The organism is Arcticibacter tournemirensis, from assembly GCF_006716645.1.
Classification (GTDB): Bacteria; Bacteroidota; Bacteroidia; order Sphingobacteriales; family Sphingobacteriaceae; genus Arcticibacter; species Arcticibacter tournemirensis.
The window spans coordinates 3742233-3754202 of the sequence record NZ_VFPL01000001.1 but is presented as its reverse complement, the minus strand read 5'-3'; the positions used below and the strand labels follow the sequence as shown (position 1 = coordinate 3754202).

Genomic DNA, 11970 nt, shown 5'->3' with positions numbered 1-11970 from the left:
TGATTAAGTTTTCATTTTAATAATCCCGTTTGCCGATAGCTAGCTAGTTATTTAATAACATACTAAATAAATACTCATAACATTACGTGTTTAATTACCTAATACCATAAGCTTCTAAATGAAAAAAGGCTTTTCCGTTATTATGCCTACTTATAATCAAGCGTCTTTTATAAGGAGGGCAATATTAAGTTTGCAGCGACAAACATATCAAAACTGGGAACTTATCATTATAAATGATGGCTGCACTGATGAAACCGAATTTTTTATAGCTGATTTCTTAATAGATCCTAGGATACGGTATATAAAAAACGGTAGCAATAAAGGACTCGGACGGGCCATCAACCAAGGGTTGGAGCTTGCGGAGTATGGATATATCGCTTACCTGCCATCTGATGATTTTTATTATAAAAACCATTTAGAATCACTCATGAGCGTATTTGAAAAGTATCCGGAGACATTTTTAGCCTTCAGCGGTATCAGAACTCAAACGGGCGACACAATGGTTAACGCTCCGGATAAGGAGTCTGTGGTGTTAAAACCAGGACATACATTACAGCTTGTACAGGTAGCTCACAAAAGGAATAAAGAACGATGGGTCGAGCGTGGTGAGTGGGTTTCTCATAATTTACTCGACATGTATTGGAGGAAACTATTGACGAGTGGCAGCATTGTGGCAACTCACGAGGTATCATGCTTCTGGACTGATCATCCTAACCAAAGGCACAAAATTGCCGGTGAGAGATTTGGTGGGGGACTTAATCAGTACCGGGCTTTTTATAAAGTGAAAAAGCCAATAAATATGAGAATGTCAAAGTATAAAGAAATTGATGAAAATCAGTTATATAAAAATTTCAGAGATAAAAACCAGGTTAAACCTGGCTGTTTAAAAATACTCATTGTGGGAGAGCTTGCTTATAATTCTGAACGTATTTATGCTTTAGAACAGGCAGGACATAAATTATATGGCTTATGGATATCAAAACCTGGTTATACTTTCAATACAGTCGGTCATCTGCCTTTTGGTAACGTAACTGATTTGCCATGCGACAACTGGCAAGAGAGTATAAATGAGATTAAGCCTGATGTTATATATGCGCTTTTAAATTTTGTCGCAGTTGATCTCGCTTATGATGTATTAAAAGCTAACCCTGATATACCATTTGTTTGGCACTTTAAAGAGGGGCCGTCAATCTGCCTGAATTTTGGCCAATGGGACAAATTAATATATCTATATACATATTCAGATGGTAAAATCTATTTGAATGAAACTGCTAAAAAGTGGTATCAGCAATTTACCCCTCAAATGGGTCTGGATTATATTATGGATGGAGATTTGCCAAAAAGCGACTATTTCAAAGATGACTTTTCGGAAAAGCTTTCAATAATAGATGGACACGTCCATACTGTTATAGTTGGACGTATGATAGGTATAAGTCCGGCAGACATGAAAGTACTAGCCGACAATAATGTTCACGTTCATTTATACACAGAGAACTATCATAACTGTAGAGAAGGATTTAACAACGAAATGGCGAGGGTTGCCCCAAATCATTTTCATATTCATCCACATTGTTCTGCTCAGGATTGGACAAAAGAATTCTCCAGATATGATGCAGGCTGGCTGCACTTTTTGTCCAGTGATAATAATGGAGAGTTACTGTTGGTGTCCTGGGATGATTTAAATATCCCGGCGCGTATTAGTACATATGCTTCGGCCGGTTTGCCTGTTATATTGAAAAACAATGCACAGCATACAATAGCTGTTCAAACAAAAGTCAGAAGCCTGGATTTTGGGTTCTTTTTTAATGACATGGGAGACTTAGTAAGTCAATTATCTAATAAAAGCAAAATCGGCTGTTTAACAGAAAATGCAATAAAATCAAGATATCTTTTCTCTTTTGACCATTATACAGAGGATCTAATATCGTTTTTCAGAAAAGTAATCAGCTTTAAAAAAGATAAAAATGAAAAAAAGGATCATTAAGCTATCTAATATTTTCGTAATGACTGAAAATTATGTATCAAATATTGGTTTAACAAGTGGTAAAATGGGCATTATTATGTTCCTGTATTATTCTTCCAGGATAGTGAACTGCAAGTCATATCAGGATTTGGCAGATAGCCTGATGGACAAGTTATTTGAAGATATAAAGTCAAATACAAACTTTTCATTTTCTAACGGTTTAGCCGGGCTTCCTTTTGCTATAAATCGTCTCGTTAAAGATAAATTTATAGATGCTGATCCTGACGACATATTTATCCAGCTGGATAAAAAAATCCATTCAGGGTATGAAAGAAGAAATATAAACGATTTTGCGGAGGATTTCCCTCTATTCTCGTATGGGTTATATCTTCTTGAAAGAAACATTTATAATAATAACGAATCGGAAATGGAGGAGGCCGGAAGGCAAGGAGTAGACGTGGCATTAACTATTTGCGAAGAAGTATACAATTCCAACTTTGTCTTCAATAACAGAACTTTGGCATATACAAATTCCGTATTGTATTTTCTGATAAGGCTGAATGGGAATCAGCACTATTACAAACGATCAAATTTAATTATTGAATTGATAATGTCTAAGATAGTGATGTACTAGCCCCCTAAAAGACTGGACTAAATTTTAAAAACAATTTAGAACGATTAAATTAGGGAATCATGAAAAGAGAAAGAAGGGCGTTCACCCCTGAAGACAGGCTTTCTATCATTCAAGAAGGCGAACGAGAGGGAATCACATCCACTTGCCGTAAGTATAATTTAGCACCCTCACTGTATGCCAGATGGAAGAAGAAGTATCAGAGTAAAGGCATGGAAGGTTTGAAGCCAGCCTATCACCGGGTGGATCCGGAGGTAAGAGCTCTGGAAGAGGAGAATGAGCGGTTAAAACGGATCATTGCCAGACAGGCCCTGGAGATAGAAGTAAAATCTGAGCTTTTAAAAAAAACTCCCATTCAAACCAAGACAAGAAGATGATCGTCTCTCAGTTCAATCATATGGTTCCTTCCAGCACGCTTTTATCCTGGATGGGTATGCCTGGCAGTGTGTATTATTATAAAAACAGAAACGGTAAGCGGGGTGCAAAGCCCAGTACCCATACTTTTAAACTAGATGGCTCCAGGGTGGAAAACCAGGTAGTAGTTGAAGAAATAAAAGACATTTTATCGCAGGAATTCTGTTGTTACGGTTATGAAAATGTCACCCAGGAGTTGCGTAAACAGGAATATTATATCAATGAGAAAAAGGTCTACCGGTTAATGGATGAACAGAACCTCTTATTAGGCAAAGTGATCCGGACAAGCGGAAAACGCAAGTTCGTTCAGCACCGTAAGATTCAGGCCTCTTATCCAATGGAATATCTTTGCTTGGATATTAAATACATCTATGTGCATGCCGATAAACGAAATTATTACCTGTTAACCATTCTGGATGTATTTTCCCGAAAAACGGTTGATCAGATCTTTCAGAAAAGCATCCGGCAGTTGGATGTAATTAACGCTTTCAGAAGAATCAGGCAGCAATACGGTATCAAAGGAGTTACTATCAGAAATGATAATGGATCCCAGTTTATCGCTAACAGCGTGAAGCAATACTTAAGAGCTGCCGAAGCTAATCAGGAGTTTACTCACATTGCTACACCAGAAGAAAACTCTTATATCGAGGCTTTCCACAGCATTGTTCAGCGGGAAGTGGTAGACCGGTTTGAGTTCGACAGCTTTTATCACGCAAAGCACACACTTGCAGCGCACCGCTCCTGGTACGATAACAGAAGAAATCACCGAAACATTGGTATGACCCCGTTACAGAAGTGGGAACAGAATATTCATATAACCGAAAAGAAAAGGGCAGAAAGAACGGAACTACAAGATATCAATAAAATGGCCTCCGAATTATCCCCAGATATAAACAAATATTACACAACTAATTCATTATTATTGTCCAACTTATAAGGGGTCGGTACAGTGATTGCGCTGAGTAATGATGTGGAATTGTGGAATTCCATGGAGGTGACGCAAAGCCTTGGAAATATGATTGACAAAAAAAATATTATTTCCTCCTTCTTTTTATCCACTGCAAACCAGTTTTCGTGTGAAAATAGGCTTAAGAGAAAGAAAGATAATTCCAATTTGGATATTAATAACGCATGGCTGAGCATACTAGTTTGTCCTTCATGTTATAAATACCATTTCGACCCCGAGATGATCGATGATTGGATTGACGACACGGATCTTTTCTATGACAACAGTAAATTAATCAATAACGACTATAGGTATTTAATAGGCGGGGGATTACAGTTATTAAAATTAATATAGTATGCTGTTGAAATCTTTTCCCCACGAATTTCAGATGGACGCTAAAGATTGCGGTCCTGCCTGTTTGAAGATAATTGCTAAATACTATGGTAAATATTATTCTTTACAATATCTGAGAGATTTATGTGGAATTACCCGGGAAGGTGTATCGATGTCAGATATCAGCTATGCCGCTGACAAGATTGGATTGAGGACTGTGTCTGTTAAGGTTACAATTAAAGATTTAGTAACAAGAGTGGTTTTACCGGCAATTGTTCACTGGAATAACGATCATTTTATTGTCATCTACCGGGCTACAAACAAAAGAATATACGTATCCGATCCAGCGAAAGAGCTTATTTCATATTCTCACGAACAATTCAAAGAAAAGTGGTATAAAAGCGAGGGCTCTTATGGGGTATTAATGATCTTAGATCCTATGGCCAATTTTAAACAGATTGAAGCCCATGAAAAAATAGAACGACTGAAAAGTTTTGAGAACCTGCTTGGTTATTTCACTCCATACAAAAAAGCTTTTGGTACCCTGTTCCTGATTATGTTTATAGCTACGATATTGCAGGCATTCCTGCCGTTTATCTCAAAAGCTGTAATTGATACAGGAATCCGTACACGAGATGTAAATTTTGTGTATATGGTACTTGTAGCCAATATTGTTTTGCTGCTAAGTATTACATTGTCAAATATTCTGAGGGACTGGGTGTTACTTCATGTTACCACCCGTGTCAATATTTCATTAATTTCAGACTATCTCATGAAACTTATGAAGCTGCCAGTCTCTTTTTTCGAGAACAAGCTGGTGGGGGACATATTGCAGCGGGCATATGACCACGAGCGTATTCGCTATTTTATTATGAATAACTCCCTGGGCATGGTATTCTCTTCTATCACTTTTGTTATTTTTAGTGCCATCCTAATGATTTTTAATAAGACTCTTTTTTTTATGTTTTTAGGCGGGAGTATTGTGTATGTACTGTGGTTGTTCCTGTTTCTAAAGATAAGACGTAAGCTAGACTGGGAGTATTTTGATTTATTATCCAAAGATCGAAGTTATTGGGTTGAAACGATCGAAAATATTCAGGAAATAAAAATTAATAACTACGAAGATCAGAAGCGCTGGAAATGGGAAGCTATACAAGCACGTCTTTACAAATTAAATGTTAAGATATTAAATATCAATAATGCTCAAATGCTGGGAGCGCAGTTTATAAACAACTTACAAAACATGGCTATCACGTTTTTCTGTGCCATCGCAGTAATTAATGGTAGCATTACATTCGGGATTATGATATCTACCCAGTTCATTATTGGTATGCTCAATGGCCCCATTGCTCAATTGGTAGGATTTATACAGTCGGCACAGTATGCAAAGATCAGTTTCATGAGAATCAACGAGATTCACCAGCTAAGAGATGAAGATGATATGGTATCGATATCCGCCAATAGTATGGAGCTACCTAAAGATAAAAGTATTATCGTTAAGAATCTTTCATTTGCTTATTCTCCTCATGCTCCGCTGATTTTGAAAGGAATCTATTTAACTATACCGGCAGGAAAAGTAACAGCAGTAGTAGGCGATAGTGGTTGCGGAAAATCCACTTTATTAAAGCTTTTGCTACGACTTTATCTCCCCTCCTTTGGAGAAGTTTGTATTGGGGATATGAATATCAACAATGTAAGTTTGCGCCAGTGGAGGGCAAAGTGTGGAAGTGTGATGCAGGACGGAAAGGTATTTAACGATACCATTCAGAACAATATCGTTCTGAACGACGAAAAAGTAGATTATGAAGCTTTACAGCGCGCTACTGATATTGCCAACATCTCAAAAGAAATAGAAGCTATGCCGCAAGGGTACCAGACCATGATAGGGGAAATGGGGCGTGGGTTGAGCGGCGGACAAAAGCAGCGCCTGCTGATAGCAAGGGCATTATATAAAAACCCCGACTATCTTTTTTTAGACGAAGCAACTAATGCCCTGGATACGATTAATGAACAAAAGATAGTAACTGCCTTAAATAATGTATTTAAAAACCGGACGGTAATAGTAATTGCCCATAGGCTGAGTACAATTAAGAAAGCTGATCAAATTATCGTGATGAAAGCTGGTATGGTTGCAGAGGTGGGCGACCACGATATGTTAATGAGTAGACATGAGCACTATTACGAATTAATTCAAAGCCAATATGATCTGGAACCTGTTAAAATTGCGGCCGAAGTCGAGGGATAATACGAAGCGAAGCGAAGAAGTAAGTGATATTATAGATCGGATGCCTACGGCTTTCAGCAATTGGGTAGCTCTTGCAATAATTATTTTTTCTATCCTTCTTGTTCTATTTGGCTGGTTGATAAGATACCCGGATGTTGTAACAGGACAGATAAAAATAAACTCCAATACAACGTCAGTTAAATTGCCTGCAAATACATCTGGTAAAATAAAGATCTTTGGCTTTGAAGCTCAGGACGTCGTAAAAGAGGGTGATTATTTAGCCATTATCGAAAACCCGGCGAATACTTCAGACGTTCAATTTCTAGCATCTCTCGTCCGGAAATTCGATCCTAATAATACAGCGCTACATACTCGGTTCATTAAGATTTTCCCGGAAAAGGTTTCATTAGGGGAACTGAATTTGAAATATTATACATTTCTGTCTGCTCTGAAAAATATGGCAAACTATTATAAAGACAATGTTTATGAGCAACAGCGCACTAACCTGGAGGGAGAAATAAAATGGAAAATCAAAATATTGGGCGAGACGGAGGGGGCCCTTGCAATTTCAAATGATAACCTGGATATTACAGAAAAGTGGCTGGAAAAATATAAATCAATAAATAAAAACACTGTTGCTGCTACTGAATTTGAAATAGACGAACGTAAAACGGCATATTTAGCAGCTAAACGGAGTGATCAAGACTTGATAAAGGAGATAGCTTCAATACAGTTGCAAATAGCCGAAATCAAAAACAGACTATCTCTATTAACCGTAGAAAAGAATGAAAAGGAAAGACAAATACAGCTGGATCTGCAGGCGTCTTATCACGATTTGAATGACCAGATAACTCACTGGGAACAAACTTATGTTTTAAAAGCGCCCTTTAACGGGCGGGTAGAATTCCTGAAATTTTGGGCTGAGGGGCAGTTCGTGCATGCAGGTGAAGACGTATTTAGTATAGTTCCGAAGGAAAATAAGATCCTGGGGCAGGTTTTGCTCCCTGCTATAGGGGCTGGAAAAGTAAAAATTGGCTCTAACGTATCAATAAAACTGGACGACTACCCTTATGCCGAATACGGGGCGGTAAAAGGTGTTGTTAAATCGATATCACTGATAACCAATGAATATAAAACAACCCAAAGCAATATTAATACCTATCTGGTTACAGTGGATATGCCAAACGGACTGCTTACAAACTACGGAGATAAACTGGGTTTTAAATATGAAATTGGAGGACAAGCTGATATTATTGTAAAAGATCGTAGGCTTATAGAACGATTGTTCGATAATATAAAGTTTAATACAAAATAGATTCAATAATATAAAACCGTAAGTTCAAAGAGTCTAATTATTACAAAATTTAAATCAAATAAATGAAAAAGCTCATTTTAACCATAGCATTATCTGTTTCTGTTATTTTGTCATCCTTTGCCCAACGTAATTATGCTCAGGAGCTTGTTAATCTTCTTCAACAGGGCAGATGTTTCGAAGCAATGGAATTCCGTACAAAAAATGCAGATAAGCTACCGGCAAATGACAGTGCATTCAATGTATTGTATAAGGCACACATGGCCTTGTTTTTTAACAAACCGGATAGTGCAGTTATTTATCTGGAAGACTTAATTGCTAATCATGAACTTAAAATAGGTCCTGGGATCTCTTCCTATTATGGAAAGTTGTTGTCTGTTCACGGGAGTAAACAACAATTCAAAGAGGGAATAAAGGTGTGCGACAAATACATAGAGCATTTAAGAATAAACCCATTTGATCAGGCTCAGGACTTTATTCATAAAGAGATGAGTTCTGTAGAGAGTATAAAAAAGGCTCTCCAGTCCAGAGATGTAAATGAACCCAGGATTAAAATTAAGAGAGATAATTCCAGTAAATATAAAACAATAAGGATTAGTGACATGGGCTATATCCGGTTTAATGCTAAGTACAATGATATCACTGCCGAAACATGGTTTAGTACAGGGGCGACGGCTTATTTTATGTTAACAAGAAGTTTAGCAGATAAAATAGGTACGAAATTGGTGGATAAAACTCAGGATAGCATACAAATAGTAAATGATATTCCAACGAAAGCGAGAATAGAAGTGATCGACCAAATAAACCTTGGCGGGGTGAAACTTTATAATATTCCTGTATTAGTTTTTAACGACCGGCTTGTTCCATATACGACAGATACTTTGAATGTAAAAACAAAATCAAAGGACAAAGCAATAGCTAGTGATCGGCAAATCATAATGGGGTTGCCAGCAATGAAAATGATAGGAATGATCGACTTTGATTGGAAAAATCGTACAGTTTCTTTTCCAGTGAAAACTGAAAACATTGTTTCTAGTGATTCTTCAAGGACGTATTTATTAGAAAATAGTCTTTATATAGACTTAAAAATTAATGGGTTGAATTATGTCGGATATATAGATACAGGGTCTGATGATTTTTTAAATATGACTTATTCATTTTATATGAAGAATAAAAGCCAGATTGAAATCGATTCGACAGCACAAAAGAAACCATTTCAACGTCATACCATGGCTGGGAGCTACTTTAATATTCCGCACGAACTTGTGAAAGGAGCAGATGTTTACTTAAATAGTAGAATGTTAAATCATGGAGACGGCGAAGTTGTCGTATCGGACAGAAAATCTCATGCTACTATTTTTGACGGTGTTGTCGGCGTCAATTTCTTTAGAAGACTGGGGTCAAAAATAACCTTCGACTTCGATAATATGAGGGTGAAAGTATCAGATTAGTTTTAAATGGACAGGCAGAATTTTACAACCGAGATACCAGTAATCATTATAAATAGAATCAGACTGGACATGAAAAGACTTCTTTTAACCTTATCATTAGCTTTTTCCTTCATTTTAACCTCTAACGCCCAGCGTAATTTTGTTTTATCTTCTAACGCCCGGCGTGATTATGTTCGTGAGCTTGTTGACCTTATGCAGCAGGGCAGATGTTTTGACGCTAGGGAATTTCGCGAACAATATGCAGACAAGCTGCCGGTAAATGATAAAACATTAGATGCCTTATATAAGGCACACATGTCGATGTTTTTCAATAAACCGGATAGCGCCGCTATTTATATCGAAGATTTAATCGCCAATCATGAACTTAAAATAGGCCCTGGAATTAGCCCTTATTATGGAAAGCTGTTATCTATTTACGATAGTCAGCAGCGATTCAGCGACGGGGTGATCGTATGCGATAAATACCTGGATTATTTAAGAAGAAATCCATTTTTCCGGGACCATGATTTTATTCGCAATGAGACGAATTCTATAGAAAAGACCAAAAAAACATTCAAATATAGGGACCTAATTGAACCGAGAATCAAAATCGAGAGAGATAATTCCGGTAAAGGAAAAACAATAAGGATTAATGATAGTGAGCTTATCCGGTTTAATGCTAGCTACAATGGTGTTACTGCCGAAACAACGTTCGATACAGGATTTTCAGCCTATTTTACGATAACACGGAGCCTTGCTGATAAACTAGGCACTAAATTGGTAAATAAAAACCAGGATAGTGTACAAATGTTTAATGGCGTCCCCAGAAAAATGCGGGTAGAGGTGATTGACCAGGTAGATTTTGGAGGGATAAGACTGCACAATATCCCTGTAGTAGTTTTTAACGATCCATTTACTTCCCGTTTATCTGATACTTTAAATGCTAAAATGAAGTCGAGTGTCGAGAAAATATTTAACAACGACCAGGTAATAATGGGTCTGCCAGCAATGAAACTCGTCGGCAGATTTGATTTTGACTGGGAAAAGCAGACAGTTTCTTTTCCTGTCAACAATGAAAAGACAGGACCAGACGATTCTTCAAACATTTTTCTCATAGACAATAATCCTTTTGTGAAATTGAAAATAAACGGACTGAGCTGGACGGGGCATTTGGATGTAGGATCTAATGATCTTTTGACCATACCATTTTCATTTTATAACAAGAATAAAAAGATGATAGAAATAGATTCAGTAACACAAAAAAAGCCATACGAATATCAAACATTAACAAGTAGTGGCTTTAATATTCCACATGAGCTTGTAAAAGATGCAAATATTTACCTCAATGGCAGACGGATAAATTACGCTGTTGGTGAGGTGCTCGTACTAGATAGAAATGTTCATTTTAATATTTTCGACGGTGTTGCCGGAGTCAAATTATTTAAAAGATTGGCACCAAGAATAAGCTTCGATTTCGATAATATGAGAGTGACAGCCTTAAATTAATCAAACCACATAAATGAAACAGTATGATTATCTTATAGTAGGCTCAGGATTATTCGGCGCAGTCTTCGCTCACGAAATGACTAAAGCCGGGAAAAAATGTCTGGTTATAGACAAACGTAATCATGCAGGAGGAAATATTTATTGCAAAGAGATAAGCGGAATTAACGTTCATTGGTACGGGGCCCACATATTCCACACAAACGATAGAAAGATATGGGATTACGTCAATCAATTTGCCGAATTTAACAGATATACAAATTCTCCCCTCGCAAATTATAAAGGGCATTTATATAATCTTCCCTTCAATATGAATACGTTTTACCAGCTTTGGGGAACGAAAACTCCTGAAGAAGCAAAACAGAAAATACGTGAACAAATCGGAGGGCTGAAGATTAAGGATCCTAAAAACCTCGAAGAACAAGCTTTGCTACTGGTGGGAACTGATATTTATGAGAAGTTTATAAAACACTATACTGAAAAACAATGGGGGCGAAAAGCCATTGATTTACCAGCCTTTATTATTAAGCGGCTGCCCATAAGATTTACTTACGACAATAATTATTTCGATGATACTTATCAGGGGATACCAATCGGTGGGTACAATACAATAATAGAGCTGTTGTTGGAAGGTGTAGAGACGCGTTTGAATACTGACTTTTTCGAAATGAGAGAATCTTATGAATCGCTTGCCCGGAAAATAGTCTTTACAGGAAAAATAGACCAGTTTTTTGATTACAAGTTTGGGAGTTTGGAATACAGAAGTCTCCATTTCGAATCACAAACCATAGATATGTCCAACTACCAGGGGAATGCTGTTATCAACTACACAGATAAAGAAACAAGCTATACTAGGATAATAGAACATAAACACTTCGAATTTGGATCCCAGCCCTGCACTGTTATTACATATGAACACCCATTAAACGGAACTAATGGAGAACCCTATTATCCCATTAACGATGAAAAGAATAGTGTGGTTTTAAACAGGTACAAAGAACTGGCAAAACAAAATGAGGATATAATTTTAGGAGGTAGACTAGGTGAGTACCGCTATTATGATATGCATCAGGTTATTGCCTCGGCGCTAAACAAAGTTCAACTGGAATTACAAAGAGGAGATAAATAGATATAACATATGACGACCGGCGCAGTCCTCCACTAATATTAAAATCCCTCACATCTCATCAGTCTCAATTGATTCGAACCCTAGA

Annotated in this window: 9 protein-coding genes; all 9 read left to right on the top strand. The window is 37.2% G+C overall.

The annotated features are described in order from the left end of the window. The first annotated feature begins 118 nt into the window (after positions 1 to 118). The 9 genes from BDE36_RS15810 (at position 119) to glf (ending at position 11885) form a co-directional block, all read left to right on the top strand. Positions 119 to 1984 (top strand): glycosyltransferase family 2 protein, encoded by a 1866-nt coding sequence (locus BDE36_RS15810; RefSeq protein ID WP_141815641.1) that lies wholly within the window; start codon positions 119 to 121, stop codon positions 1982 to 1984. Beyond that, on the top strand, positions 1965 to 2597 hold the full coding sequence (locus BDE36_RS15805) for a lanthionine synthetase LanC family protein (RefSeq protein WP_141815640.1): 633 nt from the start codon (positions 1965 to 1967) through the stop codon (positions 2595 to 2597). The genes BDE36_RS15810 and BDE36_RS15805 overlap by 20 nt, the downstream gene beginning before the upstream one ends. 59 nt (positions 2598 to 2656) lie before the next feature. Continuing rightward, the gene (locus tag BDE36_RS15800; RefSeq protein ID WP_141815524.1) at positions 2657 to 2971 is read left to right on the top strand and encodes a transposase; all 315 of its coding nucleotides are present in this window, start codon (positions 2657 to 2659) and stop codon (positions 2969 to 2971) included. Then, positions 2968 to 3945: a DDE-type integrase/transposase/recombinase gene (locus tag BDE36_RS15795; protein WP_211360926.1), complete on the top strand. Its 978-nt coding sequence runs from the start codon at positions 2968 to 2970 to the stop codon at positions 3943 to 3945. Before BDE36_RS15800 ends, BDE36_RS15795 begins: the two co-directional genes overlap by 4 nt. A gap of 364 nt (positions 3946 to 4309) precedes the next feature. Further along, positions 4310 to 6532 (top strand): peptidase domain-containing ABC transporter, encoded by a 2223-nt coding sequence (locus tag BDE36_RS15790; RefSeq protein ID WP_141815639.1) that lies wholly within the window; start codon positions 4310 to 4312, stop codon positions 6530 to 6532. Beyond that, positions 6489 to 7826, top strand: coding sequence for an HlyD family secretion protein (locus BDE36_RS15785; RefSeq protein WP_141815638.1), 1338 nt, complete (start codon positions 6489 to 6491; stop codon positions 7824 to 7826). The genes BDE36_RS15790 and BDE36_RS15785 overlap by 44 nt, the downstream gene beginning before the upstream one ends. A gap of 62 nt (positions 7827 to 7888) precedes the next feature. Continuing rightward, on the top strand, positions 7889 to 9274 hold the full coding sequence (locus tag BDE36_RS15780) for an aspartyl protease family protein (protein ID WP_141815637.1): 1386 nt from the start codon (positions 7889 to 7891) through the stop codon (positions 9272 to 9274). A 69-nt stretch (positions 9275 to 9343) separates the two neighbouring features. Then, positions 9344 to 10759: a retropepsin-like aspartic protease gene (locus tag BDE36_RS15775; RefSeq protein ID WP_161987643.1), complete on the top strand. Its 1416-nt coding sequence runs from the start codon at positions 9344 to 9346 to the stop codon at positions 10757 to 10759. 13 nt (positions 10760 to 10772) lie between these two features. Further along, entirely contained in the window at positions 10773 to 11885 is a 1113-nt protein-coding gene (gene glf / locus BDE36_RS15770) for a UDP-galactopyranose mutase (RefSeq protein WP_141815635.1), read from the top strand. Positions 11886 to 11970: the final 85 nt, after the last annotated feature.